Origin of the sequence: Paeniroseomonas aquatica, from assembly GCF_030409335.1 — a bacterium.
In the GTDB taxonomy this organism is placed as follows: Bacteria; Pseudomonadota; Alphaproteobacteria; order Acetobacterales; family Acetobacteraceae; genus Belnapia; species Belnapia aquatica.
On record NZ_JAUFPN010000184.1, the window covers coordinates 181,119 to 202,346 of the forward strand.

Here is a 21,228-nt window from a genome sequence, read left to right on the forward strand (position 1 = left end):
GTTGCAGGAGTTGTCGGCCCGGCTTGCCATCCCCGGCTTGCCGGCCTGGACCGGCCCCCTGGCGCTGCTGGTGCTGCTGCTGGTGGGCCTCGCCTACCTGCTGATGCCCTTCAGCGTCTTCGGCGTGAAGGGACGGCTCGATTCGATCGAGGCGCAGCTCGACGAGCTGCAGGGCGAGCTCCGCCTGCTGGCCATGCGGCTGGCCGATGCGCCCCGGCGCGGCGCCGTGGCCGACGACTGGGTGGAGATGCCGAACCGCGCCCGGGCGATGCCGGAGGAGCCGGTCCTCCGCGCCACGCCGCCGGTCCCGCCGCCGGCCGCCTGGCCCGACAGCGGCCGGCGCGGCCGGGCCGAACCCCGTCTGGACTGAGCCGCGCCCGCTTGCCCTGGCGGCCATGCCGGGGCTTGATGCATCGACCCGGCGGAGAGTGGCGATGCGCGTCAGCGTCATCCAGATGAACCAAGGCAGCGAGAAGCAGGCGAACCTCGACCAGGCGCGGCAGCTGGTCGAGGCGGCCGTTGTGGCGGACCGGCCCGGCCTGGTCACCCTGCCGGAGACCTGGACCAACCTCGGCGGCGGCCGCGAAAGCCGCCAGGCGGCGGCGGAGGTGCTGCCGGCGCCCGGCTCCGGCGCGGCCGGCGGCCCGGCCTATGAGCTGCTGCGCGGCCTTGCCCGCAGCCATGCGATCCATGTCCATGGCGGCTCGATGATCGAGGCCCCCGGGCCTGGCGACGACCCGGAGAAGCTGTTCAACACCACCGTGGTCTTCGACCCCGGCGGGGCGGAGATCGCCCGCTACCGCAAGATCCACATGTTCGACATCGTGGCCCCCGACGGCACCGGCTACCGCGAGAGCGCGCTCTACGGCGCTGGCGAGCGGCTGGTGACCTTCGTGGCCGGCGGCATCACCTTCGGCTGCACCATCTGCTACGACATGCGCTTCGCCGAGCACTACGTCGCCCTGCGCCAGATGGGGGCGGAGGCCATCCTCGTGCCGTCCAATTTCACCCTGCAGACCGGCAAGGACCACTGGGAGGTGCTGCTGCGCGCCCGGGCGATCGAGACGCAGTGCTGGATCATCGCCGCCGCCTCCACCGGGCAGTACCTGGAACGCGGCCAGCCGCGTTCGGTCTACGGCCATTCGCTGGTGGCCGACCCCTGGGGTCATGTGGTGGCCAAGGCCTCGGACGGCACCGGCTGGGCGACGGCCCGGCTCGACCCGGCGGTCACGGCCCGGGTGCGGCGGGACATGCCGGTGCTGGCCCATCGCGCCGCGCGGCACCTGCGCTTCGACGCCTCCGGAGGCCCCCCGGATGCGGGGAGCCGATGACGCCTTGCCGCCGATGCCGCCAGCCGGGCGCCTGCGCTGTGGCCCCGGCGTGAACGAGATCCTGCCCTTCCCGCAGCCCCTCGCCCTGCTGCCCGAGGACCTGGCCGGCCGCATCGCCTTCCTCGCCGCCGCGACCGAGACCGCCGCCGCGGCCCGCGACCGGCTGGTGGCGCTCTATGGCGATGCCCCGGCCGAGACCGCCCTGGCCATCGTCGCCCTCGGCGGCGACGGCTGCATGCTGGAGACCCAGCACCGCCTGCTCGGCCGCAACATCCCGGTCTACGGGATGAACTGCGGCAGCGTCGGCTTCCTGATGAACGACTTCCGCGAGGATGCGCTGGTCGAGCGCCTGGCCGTGGCCCAGGCGGCCATGCTGTATCCGCTGCGGATGCGGGCGGTGGCGGCCGATGGCACGGCGCATGAGGCGCTGGCGATCAACGAGGTCTCGCTGCTGCGGGAGACCCGCCAGGCCGCCAAGATCCGCATCGTGGTGGACGGCAAGGAACGGCTGCGCGAGTTGATCTGCGACGGCGTGCTGGTGGCCACGCCGGCCGGCAGCACCGCCTACAACCTCTCGGCGCATGGCCCCATTGTGCCGCTCGGCGCCAACCTGCTGCCGCTGACGCCGATCTCGGCCTTCCGCCCCCGCCGCTGGCGCGGCGCCCTGCTGCCGGGCGATGCCGCCGTGGTCTTCGAGATCCTGGAGGCCGAGAAGCGTCCGGTCGCCGCGGTGGCCGACTATACCGAGGTGCGGGACGTCCGCCGGGTGGAGGTGCGGGAGGACCGCAGCCTGTCCCTCACCCTGCTCTTCGACCCGGACCATGGATTGAGCGAGCGGATCATCGCGGAACAGTTCACGGTCTAGCCGGCCTCCGTTAGGCTGGCGGCATGGAAGGCAGCCTGCCCACGACGCCCAAGCCGGCCGCCCCCGCGCCGGCCCCTGCCTCCGACCGCCGGCTCATCCTCTGCATGGCGATCGGCCAGACCATCGGCTGGGGCACGCTCTTCGCATCCTTCCCGCTGTTCGGGGCGCCGCTCGAGGCGGAGTTCGGCTGGACCCGGACCGAGTTCAACACCGGCCTGACCCTGGCCCTGCTGATCTCCGGGCTGGTGGCGGTGCCGGTCGGCCGCTGGGTGGACCGCCGGGGCGGCCGCTGGCTGCTGGCACTCGGCGGCTGGGCGGGCGCGGCGCTGCTGGCGGCGCTCGCCGCCACCTCCTCCCTGCCGGTCTTCTGGCTGATCTGGGCCGGCATGGGGCTGGTGCAGGCCTGCGCCCTCTGGGGGCCGGCCATGGCGGTGGTCGTCACCACGGCGCGGGACCCGGTGAGGTCGATCGCCGGCATCACCTTCGTCACCGGCTTCACCAATACGATCTTCGTCCCGCTGACCGCCCTGCTGATCGCGCAACTCGGCTGGCGCGGTGCCCTGCTCTGCCTTGCGGCCCTGCAGCTCATCCCCGGGATGCTGGCGCTCCGGCTGCTGCCGCCCGCCGCACCGCGTGGCCGGGCCACCGGGCAGGGCGCCTTCAGCCTCGCCCGGGCGGTGCGTTCCCGCGCCTTCCTGGGCATCGCCGGCAGCCTGGCGGCGCATGCCTTCATCGGGGTGGGGCTGGGGGCGCATGTGATTCCGCTGCTGCGGGAGAAGGGCCTGCCGGAAGCGTCCGTGCTGCTGCTGGTCTCGCTGCACGGCCCCTTCCAGGTGGCGGCCCGGGCGGCGCTCTACGGGCTCGGGCAGCGGGTGACGATGCGCAGCGTCGGCCGCCTCGGCGCATCGCTGGTGCCGCTGGCCATGCTGGCGCTTGCCCTGGCGCCGGCGGACTTCGCCTGGCTGGTGCTGTTCATCCTGGCCTGGGCCATGGCGGATGGGCTGATGACCATCGTCCGCGCCGCTGGGGTGGTGGAGATCCTGGGACGCGACGGCTACGGCGCCATCACCGGCGCGCTCAGCGTCGCCACGGTGCTGCCGCGGACCCTGGCGCCGGTCGCCATCGCCCTGATCTGGCAGGGGGCCGGCGGCTACGGCCCGGTCCCCTGGCTGCTGGCCGGGCTGGGCGCCCTGGGGGCCGCGGCCTTCGCCCTGGCCGCGGCGCAGCCGCCGCCCGCGTCTCAGCCGGGCGTGGGGACGTAGCCGTCGTCGTCGTCCTCGGCCACGGGTGCCACGAAGCCTTCCTGGCTCTTCATCATGACCAGGGTCCCGGCGAACATCCCGGTCAGCGCGACCAGATGCCCCCAGATGTTCGACCTCGGCTGCTGCCAGACCCCGACGGCCAGGGCCGCGGTGGCGACCGCGGCAAGGCCGATCCAGAGCCACATGTTGTCCTGGATATGGCGACCGGCAAAGGCGCTGGACGCCCGATAGGCTCGCATCGGCATGGATTGGCTCCCTGACCGGTGCATGTGCCGGGCGAGGCAGCCTGCACAGGCTTTCGGTCGGCTTGCTAGCGAAATAACCGGCGCCGCCCCGGCCCGACGGCCTGGCGATGAAAGCCCGGGCCGGTCGGTCGCCTCAGCGCAGCCGGCCGTCGTCCCGGATGGTGGCGCCGACCGAGCCGCCGACATAGGGCCCGCTGGCCGTGCCACCGCCGGCGCAGGCGGCCAGCAGCAGCAGCGCCAGGATCGCGGCGGTGCGGGTCATGCGGCGTCGTTCAGGTGGCAGGCACTGCGATGCCCGGCCGCGATCTGCCGCAGCGCGGGACGTTCCACCTTGCAGCGATCGAAGGCGAAGGGGCAGCGCGGGTGGAAGTGGCAGCCGCTCGGCGGATTGAGCGGCGAGGGAATCTCCCCCTTCACCCCGGCGAAGGCGCGCTTGCGGGCATCGATGCGCGGCACCTCGGCCAGCAGCGCCTGGGTATAGGGGTGGTTGGGCTTGCGGAAGACCTCCTCGGAGGGCGCCTCCTCGACCACCCGGCCGAGGTACATGATGACGACGCGGTCGCTGAGATGCTCGACCACGCCGAGGTCGTGGCTGATGAAGAGGTAGGTGAGATCGAGCTCCCGCCGCAGCTTCATGAACAGGTTCAGGATCTGCGCCTGGATGGAGACGTCGAGCGCCGCAACCGCCTCGTCGCAGACCAGGAATTCGGGCTGCACCGCCAGCGCCCGGGCGATGCCGATGCGCTGGCGCTGGCCGCCGCTGAACTGGTGCGGGTAGCGCTTCTTCAGGCTGGGATCGAGGCCGGCGCGGCGGAGCTGCTCATCCACGTAGCCCTCGTAGTCACCGCGCGGGATCATGCCGTGGTACTGCGGCGCCTCGCCGACGATCTCGGCCACCTTCAGCCGCGGGTTGAGCGAGGCGTAAGGGTCCTGGAAGATCATCTGGGTGCGGAGCTTGGCGTTCTTCGCCTCGGCCGCGTTCAGCGTCTTCAGGTCGCGGCCGCGCCAGAGGATGCTGCCGTCGCTCGGCGGCATGATGCCGGCGACCATGCGGCCGAGCGTCGACTTGCCGCAGCCGCTCTCGCCGACGAGGCCGACCACCTCCCCCTTGCGGACGGTGAGGTCGACGCCGTCCACGGCATGCACGATCTCCTCCCGCACGTTGGCGCCGAGGCGCTTGGCGAAGCGGGCGGCGAAATCCAGCGTCTTCGAGAAGCGCTTGGAGACGCCGCGCAGCTCGATGATGGGGTCGGCGAGGGCCGCGGCAGGGGCGGCCGGTGCAAGGACTTCACTCATGCGGCCACGGCCTCGTCATGCGGGTGGATGCAGCGGGCGTGGCGGCCGGGCCGGTATTCCGCCATCGGCGGCGGCTCGGCGCAGCGCGGTTCGGCCCGCGGACAGCGGGAGCGGAAGGCGCAGCCGGCCGGCAGGTTGAGCAGGCTGGGGGTCATGCCGGGGATCTGCCGCAGCGGCTCGCCCCGGCGGTTGCGGCTGGGGACCGAGCCGATCAGCCCGAGGGTATAGGGATGCAGCGGCGCATCCATCACCTCGGCCACCGGGCCGCTTTCGACCACCTTGCCGGCGTACATGACCGCGATGTCGTCGGCGAGGCCGGCGACGACGGACAGATCGTGGGTGATCCAGACCAGCGCGGTGCCGAACTGGGTGCAGAGCTTCTGCGCCTCGGCCAGGATCTGGCCCTGGATGGTCACATCCAGCGCGGTGGTGGGCTCGTCCGCCACGATGACGTCCGGCTTGTGCAGCAGGGCGATGGCGATGGCGACGCGCTGGCGCATGCCGCCGGAGAATTGGTGCGGGTAGCTCTGCAGCCGCTCGTCCGGGCTGGGGATCCCCACCTGCCCGAGGGCATCGCGCGAGCGCTGACGGGCCTCCTCCCGGCTGACCTTGGCATGGGCCTGCACCGTCTCGATCATCTGCGTGTCGATGCGCAACACCGGGTTCAGCGTCATCATCGGATCCTGGAAGATCATCGCGATGCGGTTGCCGCGGAGGCTCCGCATCTCGGCTTCCGGTAACGTCGCCAGGTCCCTCCCCTTGAACAGGATCTGCCCGCCGGTGATCCGGCCCGGCGGATCGACCAGGCCGATGATGGAGAAGCCGGTCACGGTCTTGCCCGAGCCGCTTTCGCCGACCAGGCCCATGACCTGCCCGGCCTTCACCGAAAAGGAGACGTCGTCCACCGCCTTCACCACGCCGGCGCGGGTGAAGAAATGGGTCCTGAGGTTGCGGACCTCGAGAGTCGGCGCGCTCATTTCTTCAGCCTCGGGTTCAGCACGTCCCGTAATTGATCGCCGACGAGGTTGATCGAGACGATGGTCACCAGCAATGCGATCCCCGGGTAAAAGCTGATCCAGTACTTGCCGCTCAGCATGTACTCGTAGCCGTTGGCGATGAGCAGGCCGAGCGAGGGCTCGGTGATCGGCACGCCGAGGCCGAGGAAGCTGAGCGTCGCCTCCAGCGCGATGGCGCGGGCCACCTGCATGGTGCCCACCACGATGAGCGGCGGCAGGCAGTTCGGCAGCAGGTGGCGGAAGATGATGCGCGAGGTCGGCAGCGCCAGGCACTGCGCCGCCTCGATGTATTCCCGCCGCCGCTCGACCAGGGCCGAGCCGCGCACGGTGCGGGCGTAATAGGCCCATTCGACGATGACCAGGGCGAGGACCACGTTGAAGATGCCCTTGCCGAGGAAGGCGAGGATCATCAGCGCCGCCAGGATGGCGGGGAAGGACAGCTGGAGGTCGACCAGCCGCATCAGCAGGCTGTCGGTCCGGCCGCCGGCATAGGCGGCGATCATGCCGAGCGAGGCGCCGACCAGGCAGGCGATGATGGCCGAGCCGGCGCCCACCGTCAGCGAGATGCGGAGCCCGTAGAGGATGCCCGAGAGCATGTCCCGGCCCTGGTCGTCGGTGCCGAGCCAGTAGGTGAAGCCGGCGCCGCCGACCGTGCCCGGCTCCATCCGCCCGTCCATGATGTCGAGCTGGGCGAGGTCATAGGGGTTCTGCGGCGCGATCCAGGGCGCCAGCACCGCGATGACGACGATGAAGGTGAAGATCAGCAGCCCGAGGAGCGCGAGGCGGGAGGCGCAGAATTCGGAGACGAAGCGCTGCAGCGGCGTCTCCACCCGCGGCACCGGGGGTGCCGCGGCGATGGTGGTGGTGCTCATGACTTGCCCTCCAGCCGGACCCGCGGATCGAGCAGCGAATAGGTGATATCGACCACAAGGTTGATGGTGATGAAGAGCAGGACAATCATCATGAGGTAGGCGACCATCACCGGCCGGTCCAGCACGTTGATGCTGTCGATGATGAGCTTGCCCATCCCCGGCCAGGCGAAGACGCTCTCCGTCACCACGGAGAAGGCGATGGTCCCGCCGAACTCGAGGCCGACCACGGTGACGACCGGGATCAGGATGTTCTTGAAGACGTGGACGAAGGTGACGCGCGCCGGGGAGAGGCCCTTGGCGCGGGCGAATTTCACGTAGTCCATCAGCATCGTCTCGCGCACGCCGGCGCGGGTCAGGCGGATGACGAGGCTGATCTTGAACAGCGCCAAGTTCAGCGTCGGCATGGCCATGTGGGCCAGGCCGTCGAGGGTCAGGAAGGACCAGCGGGTGCCGAGCAGGGTCACCGTCTCCCCCCGCCCGGTGCTGGGCAGCCAGCCCAACTGCACCGCGAAGACCATGATGAGCATCAGCCCGACCCAGAAGGTCGGCAGCGAGAAGCCGAGGATGCTGGTCGCCATGATCCCCTTGGACAGCGCGCCATTCGGCTTCAGCCCTGCATAGAGGCCGAGCGGCAGGCCGATCAGCAGCGCCAGCACGGTGGCGCCGATGGCCAGCTCCAGCGTCGCCGGCATGCGCTCGAGGATCAGCTTCAGCGCCGGCTCGTTGAAGACGAAGGAGCGGCCGAGGTCGCCCTGCAGCGCATTGCCGAGGAAGACGAGGTACTGCTGCCACAGCGGCAGGTCGAGGCCGAGCGCCTTGATGGCGCGCTCGCGCTCGAACTGGTCGGCCTCGGGGCTGATCAGGATCTCGATCGGGTCGCCGATGGCGAAGACGCCGAGGAAGACCAGCAGCGACATCACCAGCACGACCGCCGCGGCCTGCAGCAGCCGGCGGAGCAGGAAGACGGTCATCGGGCCGCCGCCGGACGGATGTCCTGCGCCCGCGTCAGCTCGTCGGCCCGGGCGTCGTGCGCGAAGCCGCGGCGCATGGCCCAGGCATTCTTCTGGATGTGGACGGGAATGATCCCGGTGTCCTCGAAGACGATGCGGGTCGCCTGCTGCAGCAGCGCCTCCCGCTTCGGGTCGTCCAGTTCGCGCATGGCCGCGTCCAGGATGCGGTCGGCCTCCGGGTTGGAGTAGCGGCCGCGGTTGGAGGCGCCGTAGCCCTTCTCCCGGTCGTAGGTCGCGGTGAGGTTCCGCAAGGGATTGGACGCCTCGCCGGAGGAGGTGCCCCAGCCGATCAGGAAGGCGGAGAAATCCTGCTTCGCGGCGCGGCCGACGAAGGTGGTCCAGGGCTGCGCCTCGATGGCGGTGCGGATCCCGGCCCGGGTCCACATCTGACCGATCGCCTGGATGATGCGGGCATCGTTCGGGTAGCGGTCGTTCGGCCCGTGCAGGGTCATGCGGAAGCCCTGGGGGAAGCCGGCCTCGGCCAGCAGCTTCTTCGCGGCCTCGGCGTCCTGGCGGGGCGCGGCCAGGCCGGGCGCGTAGCCGAAGCTGCCCTCCGGCAGGAACTGGCCGGCCGGGATGGCGGCGCCTTCCATCACGCGCTCGGTGATGGCGCCGCGGTCGATCATGAGCGAGAGCGCCCGGCGCACGCGCGGATCGCGCAGCGGGTTGCGCGGGACCGGCTTGCCCTCGTTGTCGGTGACGAAGGGCGAGGCTTCGGCGCTGAGGTGGTCGAGGCCGAGGAAGATCAGCCGCAGCCCGGTCGTCTCCGACAGGGTCAGCCGCTGGTCGGCCCGCAGCTTGGCCAAGTCGCTGGTCGGCACCTGATCGATGACGTCGACGTCGCCGGCGAGCAGCGCCGCGGTGCGGGCCGGGTCGTTGGTGATCATCCGGTAGGTCACTCGCGCCCAGGCGGGGGCGGTGCCGAAATAGCCCTCGTTGCGCTCGAACTCGATCCGGTCGCCGTTGCGGTGGCTGACCATGCGGAAGGGGCCGGTGCCGATGGCCATGGGCCCGGCATTGAAGCCCTCGGTCGTCGCCGCCGCATGGGTCTCGCGGTCGAGGATCATCACGCTGGCCAGGTCGGTCGGCATGAGCGGATAAGGCACTGCGGTGTGGAGGCGCAGCGTATGGCTGTCGACGATCTCCACCCGGGTGATCGGCCGGGTATAGATGGCATAGGAGGAGGGCGAATTCGGCACCTTCGGCACCCGGTCGAAGGTGAAGGCGACATCATCCGCGGTGAATTCCGAGCCGTTGTGGAAGCGCACGCCGCGGCGCAGCTTGAATTCCCAGGTGGTCTCGTCCACCGCGTGCCAGCTCTCGGCGAGGTCCGGGACGATCCGGGCATGGCCGTCCGTCGTCGTCAGCCCGCTGAAGATCATGTGGGCCACGGCAGTATTGGGCGACAGCTGGTGGTAGTGCGGGTCGATCGAGGTGACCGGCGCACCCACGCCCACGGTGAGGCTTTGCGCCGCGGCAGGGCCGGCGACCGCAATTGCCAAGGCAGCGGCCAGACCGGCCGCGTGACGATGATGTCCCATTATGTTCCCCGGAAGCCCCAGCAGCGGCGAAACTAGCATTCTGGTAACCCTCTCGCTAGGTTCCGCTGGGTTTGGTACGGAATTGACCCTTTTCGCGCCACTTTGCTGCGCGGGTCGCCCAGATCCTCGGCATGCATGCGGGACTCGAAGGCGATCGGTCGTGTCATCGGCCCATCCCCGTCCGCCCTGCCACCCGCGCACGCAAGCCGGATGCCAAGCCTTGGCGGGGAGGCATCGTCGCCGCTAGTGTCCGCCGCAATCCGGGAGAAAGTGCTGATGCATCGACCAATCCTTGCCGCCGCCCTCACGCTGGCGGCCCTGCCCGCCCTCGCCCAGCCAGCGTCCACCCTCAACATCGGCATCGGTGGTGCGGTCACCTCGGTCGACCCGCATTTCTACAACGCCTCGCCCAACAACAGCCTGTCGATGCACGTCTTCGACCGCCTGGTGGAACGCGACGCCCGGGCCCAGCCCTTCCCCGGCTTGGCCGAGAGCTGGCGCGTGGTCTCGGACACGGTCTGGGAGTTCAAGCTGCGGGCCGGGGTGAAGTGGCACGACGGCCGGGACTTCACCGCCGACGACGTCGCCTTCACCATCCAGCGCACCCCGAACGTGCCGAACAGCCCCGGCGGCTTCGGCGGCTTCGTCCGGGCGATCGAGCGGGTGGAGGTGGTCGATCCGCTGACCCTCCGCTTCCATACCGCCCGGCCGCACCCGCTGCTGCCGACCGAGCTCGCCTCCGTCGCGATCATCGCCCGGCATGCCGCCGAGGGCGCCGGCACCGAGGATTTCAACAGCGGCCGTGCGGCCATCGGCACCGGCCCCTACCGCATGGTCGCCTACCGCTCCGGCGACCGCACCGAGCTGGCCCGCAACGACGGCTATTTCCGCGGGCCGGAGCCCTGGGCGCGGGTGAACTACCGCTTCATCGGCAATGACGGCGCCCGCACCGCGGCGCTGCTGGCCGGCGACGTGGACATCATCGACCAGGTGCCCTCCACCGACCTCGCCCGGCTGAAGCGGGACCCGAAGGTGACGGTTTCGGAGATCCAGGGGCTGCGGATGATCTACCTGGTGATGGACCACTCGCGCCGCGGCCAGGTGCCCTTCGTCGCCGACAACGACGGCAAGCCGCTGGCGACCAACCCCTTCGACGACCTCCGGGTGCGGCGCGCGCTGTCCCTGGCCATCAACCGCGCCGCCCTGGCCGAGCGGGTGATGGAGGGCACCGCCCAGCCCACCGGCCAGTGGCTGCCGGACGGCACCTTCGGCTACAACCCGGAGATCCGCCCGCCCGCCTTCGACCCCGAGGCCGCCAAGAAGCTGCTGGCCGAGGCCGGCTTCCCCCAGGGCTTCCGCCTGACCCTGCACAGCCCGAACGACCGCTACCCGAACGACAGCAAGGCGGCCCAGGCCGTGGCGCAGATGTGGAGCCGCGTCGGCATCCGCACCGAGGTCGAGGCGGTGCCCTGGGCGAGCTTCGCCCAGCGGTCCAACCGGCAGGAATACGCCATCCGCCTGTCCGGCTGGGCCAGCGTGACCGGCGAGGCGAGCTACGCTCTGGTCAATATCCTCGGCACCTTCGACCGCGAGAAGCGGACGGGGGCCAGCAATGCCGGGCGCTATACCAACCCGGCGCTGGACGCGCTGACCGAGCGCGCGGCCGCGACCATCGACGACCCGACCCGCGAGCGGCTGCTGCGCGACGCGGTGAAGACGGCGATGGACGACCAGGCCATCATCCCGATGTTCCAGCTGGTGAACAGCTGGGCGCTGCGCCGCGGCCTGCGGTACGAGGCGCGGATGGACGAGCGCACCGTCGCCACGGGGGTGCGCGCGGCGCCCTGACGGCCCGTACCGGGCGACCCGGTCAGACGATCCGGTCGAGCACGACGACCGGGATCTCCCGCTCGGTCTTCGCCTGGTACTCCGCATAGGGCGGCCAGAACTCCAGCGCCTGCTCCCAGAGCCGGGCGCGCTCCGTGCCGGTCGCGGTGCGCGCCCGCGCCCGGGCCTTCACCGTGCCGGCCTGCACCTCGACCTCGGGATCGGCCAGGATGTTGCGGTACCAGCCCGGATGCTCCGGGGCCCCGCCCTTGGAGGCCACCACGATGTAGCCGTCGCCGGTCTTGCCGTAGAACAGCGGGAAGATGAACCGCTCGCCGGACTTGCGCCCGGTGGTGGTCAGCAGCAACGAGGGCACCACCAGCTCCGGCCGGTCCGGCTGGCTGATCCGGTACATGTGGCCATCGGTGCCGCCGCTGGCGAGGTAGCGCCTGGCGTGCTCCTGCATCCAGTCGGGAAGATTGGGGGCGAGCTTGGCCTCGGACATGACGACGTCTCCCTGGGAGCCAGGCGTCAGCCTAGCACGACGCGCCCGGCGGGCGTCCCCGCCCTATTGCAGCACCCGCCCGGCCGCCGCGTCGGCCGCCGGGGCAGGCTGCGGCATGCCCGGCCGCGCCAGGCGGACGTCATGCCGCGCCAGCATCGCCGCCAGGGCCTCGGCCGAGCGCAGCGCCGGCGTCAGGTTGCCGGGCTGCAGCCAGGCGTCCAGCTCGTCGAGCGCTGCCAGCCGGTCGCCGCACTGCATCGCCCCGAGCAGGCGCAGCAGCGCCTCCTCGTCCCGGCCCAGCCGGGGACAGGGGCAGCAGCGGACGTCGAGCGACCGCCGCAGCGATTGCCGGACGAGCGTCATGAAGGAGCCGAAGGCCGTGGCCGCCGCCGCCGGCAAGCCGGCCAGGGCGACGATCTGCCGCCACTCGGGCGCCCCGGGATCCGGCTGCAGCGCCGCGACCCAGGCCCGCAGCACCCCCACCACGAAGAGCGGCTCGGCCTCCAGCGTCAGGGTGGCACGGCCGCCGGCCTCGGCCTCGTCGCGATGGTGACACTGCGTCATGCCTGCTGCTCTCCCGGGCACTGCCGGGACAGACGCTAATGAGAATCACTTGCAATAACCAGAGCCATGTTTCGCGGGGCCGCGCCGGCCGCGGGCGGCCTATTCCTCGGTGGCCGGCGCCACCGGCAGGATGGAGGTCTCCTTGACCGTGGCGATGGCCAGCAGGGTCTCCACCCGCTGCACCCCGGACTGGGCCCGCAGCTCGTCGTTCAGGAAGGCATCGAGCGCCGGCAGGTCGGCCAGCCGCACCTTCAGCAGGTAGGTCCAGTCGCCGGTGATCGCATGGCATTCCAGCACCGTCTCCTGCCGGCGCATCGCCATGCGGAAGGCGGTTTCGTCGCGGCCCGGGGCGACGGTCACCAGGATATGCACCAGGAGGGGGCAGCCCGCGGCGACCGGATCGAGGTCGGCGCGCCAGGCACGGATGACTCCGCGTTCCTCCAGGCGCTTCACCCGCTCGGCGGTGGCGGAGACCGAAAGCCCCGCCACCTTGGCCAGCTCCGCCAGCCCTGCGCTGCCGTCCAATTGCAGGGCAACGGTGATGTTCCGGTCTATCTCGTCCATGGCGCCAGACTATGCGCCCCGCGCCGCCTTGGGAACGGAAAGAATCGGACCGCGAGGCGGCCCGAACCCTTCAGACGTAATGTTCGGCCAACGGCCGGAAGCCGTTGAAGCCCTGGCTCGCATAAGTGGTCACGTAGGCGCCGGTCGCCAGCAGCTCCACCCGGTCGCCGCAGTCGAGCGCCAGCGGCAGCCGGTAGTTGGAGCTCTCGTACAGCGTGTCGGTGCTGTCGCAGGAGGGACCTGCGATCGTCACCGGACCGTCCACCGCGCCGTCGTGCGGCGTACGGAAGGCGTATTTGATCGCCTCGCCCTCGGTCTCGGCCAGGCCGCCGAAGCGGCCGATGTCGAGGTAGACCCAGCGCACCGGATCATCCTTCGCCTTGCGGGAGACGAGCACGACCTCGGCGCTGACCACCCCGGCATCGCCGACGATGAAGCGGCCGGGCTCGATGACCAGCTCCGGCAGGGCATTGCCGAAATGCTCGGTCATGGCGCCCATGATGGCGGCGCCGAAGTCGTCGATCTCCGGCACTTCCGAGCGGTAGCGCACGGGATAGCCGCCGCCGAGGTTGACCATCCGCACCTTCACCCCGGCGTCGCGCAGGTCGGTGAAGAGCATGGCGACCTTGGCGATCGCCGCCTCATAGGCGGCGGTCTGGGTCTGCTGGCTGCCGACGTGGAAGCTGAGGCCGAAGGGGTCGAGGCCGAGCTCGCCGGCCAGCACCATCAGCTCGCGCGCCATCTCCAGCTCGCAGCCGAACTTCTTCGACAGCGGCCATTCGGCGCCGAGGTTGCCGACCAGGATGCGGCAATAGACGCGGGAGCCGGGGGCGGAGCGTGCCAGCTTGCGCAGTTCCGCCTCGCTGTCGAAGGCGAACATGCGGACGCCGGCGGCATAGGCGGCGCGGATCGCGCTCTCCTTCTTCACCGTGTTGCCGTAGCTGATCGCTTCCGGCCGCGCGCCGGCCTCGAGGCAGGCGGAGACCTCCTCGAAGGAGGCGGCATCGAAGGAGGAGCCGAGGCCGACGAGGCGCGACAGCACGGGCTCGGCCGGGTTGGCCTTCACCGCGTAGTAGATGCGCGCGAGCGGCAGCGCCGCCATCAGGCGCCGGTAGTTTTCTTCGACCCGATCGACGTCGAGCACCAGGCACGGGGTTGCCGGCGCGACTTCGCGCAGGAAGCGGGAGACCTTGGGGGTCATCGCACCATCCTTCACAGACAGAAGGACCGCCCCACACATCGGGTGCAGCCCCAGATTAACGAAACGGTCGAACGAACCAGCGACCAAGTGAACCGCAGGACTTGCGGCCCACGGGGTTGCCAGAACGCTTGACGTCGTTGCGTAAACCTTGCGCCGCGGTGACCGGGTGGGCTGCGCCGTTGTGGAGGGGCGCCGGGTTCCGTGGGCTTGGGGCCAGAGGCACGTGCGTACTGCGTCTGATGTGGGATATAGGACCGGCTTCTGCCGACGCAAAGCGGAATTCGCCGATCCCGCGGATTTTTTTCCAGCCTACCGCCGGGAAGGCCGGAAACTCCTCCGAAGGCCCGCAGGTGTTCCGGGTGATCCGCGCGCCGTGATGGTGAATGGCCGTCAATAAAGCGGCGGCGACTCCGGCCCGGCCCGCCGGCTCAGCGGATCAGCCCGGAGAGCGGGCTGGAGGGATCGGCCGCGTACTGCCGCGGCATCCGCCCGGCGAGGAAGGACAGCCGCCCGGCCTGCACCGCCGCCTGCATGGCGCGCGCCATGCGGACAGGATCCCGGGCATGGGCGATGGCGCTGTTCATCAGCACCGCGTCGCAGCCCAGCTCCATGGCGATGGCGGCATCCGAGGCGGTGCCGACCCCGGCATCGACCAGCACCGGCACCTTGGCATTCTCGATGATCGACCGGATCATCACCGGGTTCTGGATGCCGAGGCCCGAGCCGATCGGCGCGCCCAGCGGCATGACCGCGACCGCCCCCATCTCCTCCAGCCGCTTCGCCGCGATGGGATCGTCCGAGCAATAGACCATCACCTGGAACCCGTCCTTCAGCAGCACCTCCAGCGCCTCGAAAGTCGCCCGCATGTCGGGATAGAGGAAGGGCGGCGGCCCGAGGACCTCCAGCTTCACCAAGTTCCAGCCGCCGGCCTCGCGGGCCAGACGCAGGGTGCGCACGGCGTCCTGGGCGGTGAAGCAGCCGGCGGTATTGGGCAGGTAGGTATAGCGCTTGGGGTCGACGTAATCCTGCAGCATCGGCGCCTTAGGGTCGCCGAGGTTCACCCGCCGCACCGCGACGGTGACGATCTCCGCCCCCGAGGCATCGATGGCGCGGCCGGTCTCCTCCAGGTCCTTGTAGCGCCCGGTGCCGACGATGAGGCGGGAGCGGAAGCGGAGGCCAGCCACCTCCCAGGCGTCCTCGGGCCAGCGCTCGTCCAGGGTGGTCACGGCGTTTGGGGTTCCGTCCATGGTCAGCCTCCGCCGATGAAATGCACGATTTCCAGCTGGTCGCCGGCCGCGAGCCGCACGGCGGCATAGGTGGAACGCGGCACGATCTCGAGGTTGCGCTCGACCGCCACCTTGCGGATGTCGAGGCCGATCTGCGCCAGCAAGACAGCCACGGTCGCGCCCTCCGGGATCTCCCGCGGCTCGCCGTTCACGGTGACAGAAATTGAAATCGACGCCTCCATCGGGGGGAATGTGGCGAAGGCCCCGTGCGAGGACAAGGCGGCAAGCCGTCGCCGGCGCATCCGGGCGCCCCGCGGCACGGCAGGGCCGCCATGCGCCGGAGGCGGGGCCGGGGGTCAGCTTGGGCTCCGCTTGCGGCCCGAAACCCCTCCGTGGTAGCGCAACCGCCCCATCGCCCTACCCTGGCTCCACCGGATTCCGCCCCATGTCGCCACCCCTCGTCGTCGTGCTCAACGGCCCGAACCTCAACCTGCTCGGCATGCGCGAGCCGGAGAAGTACGGCAACGCGACCCTGGACGACGTCGAGGCGCTCTGCGCCGAGGCGGCCGAGACGCTGGGCCTCGCCATCGACTTCCGCCAGACCAACGGCGAGGGCGAGCTGATCACCTGGGTGCAGGAATGCCGCGGCCGGGCGAGTGGCATCATCATCAACCCGGCGGGCTATACCACCACCTCCATCGGCCTGCTCGACGCGCTGCTGGCGGTCGGGCTGCCGGTGATCGAGGTGCACATCACCAATATTCACCGCCGGGAGGAATTCCGGCACCATAGCTTCGTCTCGAAGGCCGCCACCGGGGTCATCGCCGGGCTGGGCGTGCAGGGCTATGCCCTGGCGCTGGAAGCCATGGCCGGGCTGATCGCCCCCATGGACGACCCGGACGACGCGGCGTGATCGGCACGCCTGGGACATACGCATGAGCAACGGCATCCAATTCGACCCCGAGGCCATCCGCGCCCTGGCGCAGATCCTGCGGGACACCGACCTGACCGAGATCGAGCTGGTCGAGAAGGACAGCCGCATCCGGGTCGCCCGCAAGCCGCCGGCCGCGGCGCCGCAGCCGATGAGCTGGCCGGTCGGCATGGCGCCGGGCATGCCGCATGGCGCCATGGTGCAGGCGGACGCCTCGCCGGTGGTCGTCCCGGTGGTGGAGGCGGTGCCCGATGCCAAGCATCCGGGCCTGGTCACCTCCCCCATGGTCGGCGTCGCCTATCTGGCGCCCGAGCCGGGGCAGCCGCCCTTCGTGACGCTGGGCGCCAAGGTGGCGCAGGGCCAGACCCTGCTGCTGATCGAGGCGATGAAGACCTTCAACCAGATCAAGGCGCCGCGCGCCGGCACCGTGACCCGCATCCTGATCGAACCCGGCACGCCCGTGGAATACGGCGAGCCGCTGATGATCGTCGAATGAGGGGGCGGGTTGCCCGGCCGTCCGGCCGCCGCAGGGCCGCAGGGCCCGGAGGCGTGAATCGGCCCCTTGCCCATCGGGCGAGAACGCCATGATGTTCGGCAAGGTCCTCATCGCCAACCGGGGCGAGATCGCGCTGCGCATCCACCGCGCCTGCCAGGAGATGGGCATCCGCACCGTCGCGGTGCATTCCACCGCCGATGCCTCCGCCATGCACGTGCGCCTCGCCGACGAGAGCGTCTGCATCGGCCCGCCGGCCGCCCGCGACAGCTACCTGAACATGGCGGCGATCATCTCGGCGGCCGCCATCACCGGCGCCGATGCGGTGCACCCCGGCTACGGCTTCCTGTCGGAGAATGCCAATTTCGCCGAGATGGTGGAGGCCCACGGCCTCGCCTTCATCGGCCCGACCGCGGCGCATATCCGCATGATGGGCGACAAGATCACCGCCAAGGACGCGATGCGCCGGCTCGGCGTGCCGCTGGTCCCCGGCAGCCTGGGCGCGCTCGCCTCGGTCGAGGAGGCGCGGCAGGTCGCGGCCGAAATCGGCTATCCCGTGCTGATCAAGGCCGCCGCCGGCGGCGGCGGTCGCGGCATGAAGGTGGCGCACGACGAGGACGAGATCGAGGAGGCCTGGCGGGTCGCCCGCACCGAGGCCCGCGCCGCCTTCGGCAACGACGAGGTCTACCTCGAGAAATACCTCGACCGTCCCCGCCACATCGAATTGCAGGTGCTGGCCGATACCCACGGCAACGTCGTGCATTTCGGCGAGCGCGACTGCTCGCTGCAGCGCCGCCACCAGAAGCTGGTCGAGGAAGCGGGCTCGCCGGTGCTGAATGCCGCCGAGCGCGATGCCCTCGGCGCGCAGGTGACGCGGGCCCTGCGCGAGCTGGGCTACCGCAATGCCGGGACGCTGGAATTCCTGTGGCAGGACGGCACCTTCGCTTTCATCGAGATGAACACTCGCCTGCAGGTCGAGCATCCCGTGACCGAGATGGTCTGCGGCATCGACCTGGTGAAGGAGCAGCTCCGCGTCGCCGCCGGCGAGGCGCTGGGCTACGACCAGTCGGAGATCCGCTTCCACGGCCATGCCATCGAATGCCGGATCACCGCCGAGGACCCGGAAACCTTCGCCCCCTCCCCCGGCCGGGTGCATACCTACCACGCGCCGGGCGGCCTCGGCGTCCGGGTCGATAGCGCGCTCTATTCGGGCTATGCGGTGCCGCCCCACTACGACAGCCTGATCGCCAAGCTGGTGGTGCATGGCGCGACCCGGGCGGAGGCCATCGCCCGGCTGAGGCGCTCGCTGGCCGAGATGGTGGTGGACGGCATCCACACCACGCTGCCGCTGCACCGGGCGATCGTCGAAGACCCGGAGTTCCAGTCCGGCGACTATACCATCCACTGGCTGGAACGCTTCGTCGCCAAGCGCCTCCCGCAGGCCTGAAGGCTTTCCGGTAGCGATCCGGCCCGCCGGCGGCTATGGTCGCCGGATGCCGATCCGCGCCATCGCCGGACCGCGTCTCGAGGGGCGACGGCCTGGTGATCCCATGCTTCCTGGTACCGGCCCCGCCCGCCCGCCGGTGGCCGGGGCATGAGCCGCCGCCACATCGACATTACGCCCGAGCTGATGCTGCGCGCCTATCGCGCCGGTCTCTTTCCCATGGCCGAGAGCCGCGGCGGCGACAAGCTGTACTGGCTGGACCCGGAACGGCGCGGCATCATTCCCATCGATGCCGGCTTCCACCTCTCGAAGCGGCTGCTGCGGACCACCCTCTCCGGTCCCTATGTCGCCACCGCCGACGTGGACTTCCCCGGCGTCATCGCCGGCTGCGCCTCCCCCGCCCCGGGCCGGGAGGACACCTGGATCAATCCGGAGATCGAATCGCTGTTCCTGTCGCTGCACCGCATGGGCCATGCCCATTCGGTCGAGGTCTGGGAGGGCGACCGGCTGGTCGGCGGCCTCTACGGCGTGGTGCTGGGCGCCGCCTTCTTCGGCGAGAGCATGTTCAGCCGGGCCCGCGACGCCTCGAAGGTCGCGCTGGTGCAGCTGGTGGCGCGGCTCCGGCTCGGCGGCTTCACCCTGCTCGACAGCCAGTTCCTGACCGAGCACCTGGCCCAGTTCGGCGCCCACGAGATCCCCCGGGCCGACTACAAGCGCCGGCTCGCCGCCGCGGTCATGACCCCGGCCGACTGGATCAGCCGCCCCTACCCCGCCATGCTGGAGGCCGAGATCCGCGCCCTCCGCGCCAGCGGCGAGGCATGAGCGAAGCACCGGAGGAGAAGGCCGCCGCGGCGGTCCCGCCGCCGGCCCGGGCGAAGCGGGTCCAGGGCGGCGTCGCCACCGCCGATGTCGTGCTCTCGGCCCATTCCGGCGGCAATGCCGAGCTCTTCCCCCGCATCCTGGCGCTGCACGTGCCGCCCGGCGCGGTGATCGCCGACGTCACCTATGGCCAGGGCATCTTCTGGCAGCGCGTCCCGCCCGGCCGCTACACCCTGTTGCCGAGCGACCTCGCCACCGGCACCGATTGCCGCGCCCTGCCCCATGCCGATGCCAGCCTCGACGCGCTGGTGCTCGACCCGCCCTACATGGAGGGCCTGCTGCGGCCGAAGGCGGCGACCCGCGGCGGCCTCGGCAGCCATGCCGGGCTGCGCAACTACTATGCCGCCGGCGGCGGGCATCCGGCCACGGCCCAGGGCCTCGCCGGCGGCCGCTGGCACCAGGCGGTGCTGGACCTCTACCTCGCCGCCGCCGCCGAGGCGCGCCGCACCCTGCGGGACCACGGCATCCTCATCGTCAAATGCCAGGACGAGGTCAGCGCCAACCGGCAGGAACTGACCCATGTGCAGATCATCACCGGCTTGGCCGAGCTCGGCTTTTATGCCCGGGACCTCTTCTTGCTGGTCCGCGCGAACCGCCCCGGCGTGGCCCGGCTGCTGCGGCAGGTCCATGCCCGCAAGAACCACAGCTACTTCCTGGTCTTCCAGAAGGTCCCGGCCGGCCAGGCGGTGGGCCGCTACCGGACCCGGGACCTGCCCCTTCACAGGCCATGACCGCGCCGGGAGGGCACGCGGCACGGTCGCCCCCCCTGCCCGGCCGCATGATCCGCGCCCGCCCCGGGTGATCCGGCGCCGGCCGGGCTTGGCGGCCGGCGCGTAAGGGCGCAAGTAACCCGCCCGCCGTTTCCGGAGCCCCCCATGTCCGACCGCCTCTCCCTCCCCAAGGACCGCATCCGCGTCCTGCTGCTGGAGGGCATCTCCGACAGCGCGGTGGAGCTGATGGGCGCCGCCGGCTACGCCAACGTCACCCGCCTGCCCAAGGCGCTCGATGGCCCGGCCCTGGCCGAGGCGCTGCAGGGCGTCCATATCCTCGGCATCCGCTCCCGGACCCAGGTCACCGCGGCGGCGCTGGCGGCGGCAGACCGGCTGATCACCATCGGCTGCTTCTGCATCGGCACCAACCAGGTGGACCTCGAGACCACCCGGCTGCGCGGCATCCCGGTCTTCAACGCCCCCTTCAGCAATACCCGCAGCGTGGCGGAGCTGGTCATGGGCGAGGTGGTGATGCTGCTGCGCGGCATCCCCGACCGCTCGCGCTCGGCGCATAAGGGCGGCTGGGACAAGTCGGCCGAGGGCAGCTACGAGGTGCGCGGCCGGACCCTCGGCCTGGTCGGCTACGGCAACATCGGCAGCCAGCTCAGCGTCCTCGCCGAGGCCTTCGGCATGCGGGTGATCTACTACGACCACACCACCAAGCTGCCGCATGGCAATGCCCGGCCCTGCACGACGCTCGGCGAGCTGCTGCGCGAGGCCGACATCGTCACCCTGCACGTGCCGGAGACGCCGGAGACGGTGGGCATGATCGGTGCCGCCGAGATCGCCCAGATGAAGCCCGGCGCCATCCTCATCAACAACGCCCGCGGCACGCTGGTGGACCTCGAGGCGGTGGCGGCGGCGCTGCGCTCCGGCCGCCTGCTGGGCGCCGCGGCGGATGTCTTCCCGGAGGAGCCGGCCCGCAACGGCGAGCCCTTCGCCACCCCGCTGCAGGGCCTGCCGAACGTGATCCTGACGCCGCATATCGGCGGCAGCACCGCCGAGGCGCAGTCCCGCATCGGCCAGGAGGTCGCCCGCAAGCTGATCGACTTCTCAGATACCGGCGCCACCATGGGAGCGGTGAACTTCCCCCAGGTCCAGCTGCCGGCCCGGGCCAGCGGCGCCCGCTGGATCCATGTCCACCGCGACGCGCCCGGGGTGCTGTCGCGCATCAACGAGTCCTTCGGCCGCCGCAGCCTCAACATCACGGCGCAGTACTACCAGACCCAGGCCGACCTCGGTTACGTCGTGGTCGAGAGCGTCGAGGCGCGGGACGCGGCCGAGGCGATCCTCGGCGAGCTTCGGGCGCTGCCGGGCACCATCCGCGCCCGGCTTATCTACGAGCGCGAGTAGCCTCCCCGCCACGGCGCTTTGATCAAGATCATA

The 21,228-nt window shown here is 70.9% G+C and carries 24 protein-coding genes; 11 read left to right on the top strand and 13 right to left on the bottom strand.

Features of this window, described 5'->3' with window-relative positions; all coding sequences use genetic code 11:
* The first annotated feature begins 1 nt into the window (after position 1).
* The 4 genes from QWZ14_RS22105 to QWZ14_RS22120 all read left to right on the top strand — a co-directional run bounded on the left by QWZ14_RS22105 (position 2) and on the right by QWZ14_RS22120 (position 3,458).
* Positions 2-370 (top strand): hypothetical protein, encoded by a 369-nt coding sequence (locus QWZ14_RS22105; RefSeq protein ID WP_290319086.1) that lies wholly within the window; start codon positions 2-4, stop codon positions 368-370.
* 64 nt (positions 371-434) lie between these two features.
* Entirely contained in the window at positions 435-1,331 is an 897-nt protein-coding gene (locus tag QWZ14_RS22110) for a carbon-nitrogen hydrolase family protein (protein ID WP_290319087.1), read from the top strand.
* A complete protein-coding gene (locus tag QWZ14_RS22115) occupies positions 1,315-2,196 on the top strand; it encodes an NAD kinase (RefSeq protein ID WP_290319088.1) in 882 nt (293 codons plus the stop codon). The genes QWZ14_RS22110 and QWZ14_RS22115 overlap by 17 nt, the downstream gene beginning before the upstream one ends.
* Positions 2,197-2,219: 23 nt before the next feature.
* On the top strand, positions 2,220-3,458 hold the full coding sequence (locus QWZ14_RS22120) for an MFS transporter (RefSeq protein ID WP_290319089.1): 1,239 nt from the start codon (positions 2,220-2,222) through the stop codon (positions 3,456-3,458).
* On the opposite strand, the gene QWZ14_RS22125 is transcribed toward QWZ14_RS22120, so the two are convergent.
* The 7 genes from QWZ14_RS22125 to QWZ14_RS22155 form a co-directional block, all read right to left on the bottom strand.
* A complete protein-coding gene (locus QWZ14_RS22125) occupies positions 3,437-3,703 on the bottom strand; it encodes a hypothetical protein (RefSeq protein WP_290319090.1) in 267 nt (88 codons plus the stop codon). The genes QWZ14_RS22120 and QWZ14_RS22125 overlap by 22 nt on opposite strands.
* Positions 3,704-3,836: 133 nt before the next feature.
* Positions 3,837-3,965 (bottom strand): hypothetical protein, encoded by a 129-nt coding sequence (locus QWZ14_RS22130; RefSeq protein WP_290319091.1) that lies wholly within the window; start codon positions 3,963-3,965, stop codon positions 3,837-3,839.
* On the bottom strand, positions 3,962-4,999 hold the full coding sequence (locus QWZ14_RS22135; protein WP_290319092.1) for an ABC transporter ATP-binding protein: 1,038 nt from the start codon (positions 4,997-4,999) through the stop codon (positions 3,962-3,964). The genes QWZ14_RS22130 and QWZ14_RS22135 overlap by 4 nt, the downstream gene beginning before the upstream one ends.
* Positions 4,996-5,976 carry an ABC transporter ATP-binding protein gene (locus QWZ14_RS22140; RefSeq protein WP_290319093.1) on the bottom strand — a complete coding sequence of 327 codons (981 nt, stop codon included), beginning with the start codon at positions 5,974-5,976 and terminating at the stop codon, positions 4,996-4,998. Before QWZ14_RS22140 ends, QWZ14_RS22135 begins: the two co-directional genes overlap by 4 nt.
* Positions 5,973-6,887: an ABC transporter permease gene (locus QWZ14_RS22145; RefSeq protein WP_290319094.1), complete on the bottom strand. Its 915-nt coding sequence runs from the start codon at positions 6,885-6,887 to the stop codon at positions 5,973-5,975. The genes QWZ14_RS22140 and QWZ14_RS22145 overlap by 4 nt, the downstream gene beginning before the upstream one ends.
* On the bottom strand, positions 6,884-7,858 hold the full coding sequence (locus QWZ14_RS22150; protein ID WP_290319095.1) for an ABC transporter permease: 975 nt from the start codon (positions 7,856-7,858) through the stop codon (positions 6,884-6,886). The genes QWZ14_RS22145 and QWZ14_RS22150 overlap by 4 nt, the downstream gene beginning before the upstream one ends.
* Positions 7,855-9,438, bottom strand: coding sequence for an ABC transporter substrate-binding protein (locus QWZ14_RS22155; protein ID WP_290319096.1), 1,584 nt, complete (start codon positions 9,436-9,438; stop codon positions 7,855-7,857). The genes QWZ14_RS22150 and QWZ14_RS22155 overlap by 4 nt, the downstream gene beginning before the upstream one ends.
* A gap of 276 nt (positions 9,439-9,714) precedes the next feature.
* Here QWZ14_RS22155 and QWZ14_RS22160 point away from each other — a divergent pair, with 276 nt between their 5' ends.
* Entirely contained in the window at positions 9,715-11,286 is a 1,572-nt protein-coding gene (locus QWZ14_RS22160) for an ABC transporter substrate-binding protein (protein ID WP_290319097.1), read from the top strand.
* A gap of 22 nt (positions 11,287-11,308) precedes the next feature.
* Here the strand turns inward: QWZ14_RS22160 and QWZ14_RS22165 are convergent, their stop codons facing one another.
* The 6 genes from QWZ14_RS22165 to thiS all read right to left on the bottom strand — a co-directional run bounded on the left by QWZ14_RS22165 (position 11,309) and on the right by thiS (position 15,498).
* Positions 11,309-11,770, bottom strand: coding sequence for a nitroreductase family deazaflavin-dependent oxidoreductase (locus QWZ14_RS22165; RefSeq protein ID WP_290319098.1), 462 nt, complete (start codon positions 11,768-11,770; stop codon positions 11,309-11,311).
* Positions 11,771-11,833: 63 nt separating this feature from the next.
* Entirely contained in the window at positions 11,834-12,334 is a 501-nt protein-coding gene (locus tag QWZ14_RS22170; RefSeq protein WP_290319099.1) for a hypothetical protein, read from the bottom strand.
* Between the two features lie 99 nt (positions 12,335-12,433).
* Positions 12,434-12,898: an Lrp/AsnC family transcriptional regulator gene (locus tag QWZ14_RS22175; protein WP_290319100.1), complete on the bottom strand. Its 465-nt coding sequence runs from the start codon at positions 12,896-12,898 to the stop codon at positions 12,434-12,436.
* Positions 12,899-12,968: 70 nt separating this feature from the next.
* Positions 12,969-14,099, bottom strand: a complete 1,131-nt coding sequence (locus QWZ14_RS22180) for a type III PLP-dependent enzyme (RefSeq protein ID WP_290319101.1) — start codon at positions 14,097-14,099, stop codon at positions 12,969-12,971.
* Positions 14,100-14,527: 428 nt separating this feature from the next.
* Complete coding sequence (locus QWZ14_RS22185) at positions 14,528-15,346, bottom strand: thiazole synthase (RefSeq protein WP_353959330.1); 819 nt, start codon at positions 15,344-15,346, stop codon at positions 14,528-14,530.
* A 2-nt stretch (positions 15,347-15,348) separates the two neighbouring features.
* On the bottom strand, positions 15,349-15,498 hold the full coding sequence (thiS, locus tag QWZ14_RS32030) for a sulfur carrier protein ThiS (RefSeq protein WP_353959331.1): 150 nt from the start codon (positions 15,496-15,498) through the stop codon (positions 15,349-15,351).
* Positions 15,499-15,770: 272 nt separating this feature from the next.
* Here thiS and aroQ point away from each other — a divergent pair, with 272 nt between their 5' ends.
* The 6 genes from aroQ (at position 15,771) to serA (ending at position 21,195) form a co-directional block, all read left to right on the top strand.
* Entirely contained in the window at positions 15,771-16,238 is a 468-nt protein-coding gene (gene aroQ / locus QWZ14_RS22190; protein WP_290319102.1) for a type II 3-dehydroquinate dehydratase, read from the top strand.
* A 22-nt stretch (positions 16,239-16,260) separates the two neighbouring features.
* Positions 16,261-16,752 carry an acetyl-CoA carboxylase biotin carboxyl carrier protein gene (gene accB / locus QWZ14_RS22195; RefSeq protein WP_290319103.1) on the top strand — a complete coding sequence of 164 codons (492 nt, stop codon included), beginning with the start codon at positions 16,261-16,263 and terminating at the stop codon, positions 16,750-16,752.
* Positions 16,753-16,843: 91 nt separating this feature from the next.
* On the top strand, positions 16,844-18,196 hold the full coding sequence (accC, locus tag QWZ14_RS22200) for an acetyl-CoA carboxylase biotin carboxylase subunit (RefSeq protein ID WP_290319119.1): 1,353 nt from the start codon (positions 16,844-16,846) through the stop codon (positions 18,194-18,196).
* Between the two features lie 147 nt (positions 18,197-18,343).
* Complete coding sequence (gene aat / locus QWZ14_RS22205; RefSeq protein ID WP_290319104.1) at positions 18,344-19,015, top strand: leucyl/phenylalanyl-tRNA--protein transferase; 672 nt, start codon at positions 18,344-18,346, stop codon at positions 19,013-19,015.
* Complete coding sequence (locus QWZ14_RS22210; protein WP_290319105.1) at positions 19,012-19,803, top strand: hypothetical protein; 792 nt, start codon at positions 19,012-19,014, stop codon at positions 19,801-19,803. The genes aat and QWZ14_RS22210 overlap by 4 nt, the downstream gene beginning before the upstream one ends.
* 144 nt (positions 19,804-19,947) lie before the next feature.
* The gene (gene serA / locus QWZ14_RS22215; protein WP_290319106.1) at positions 19,948-21,195 is read left to right on the top strand and encodes a phosphoglycerate dehydrogenase; all 1,248 of its coding nucleotides are present in this window, start codon (positions 19,948-19,950) and stop codon (positions 21,193-21,195) included.
* The last annotated feature ends 33 nt before the right edge of the window (positions 21,196-21,228 follow it).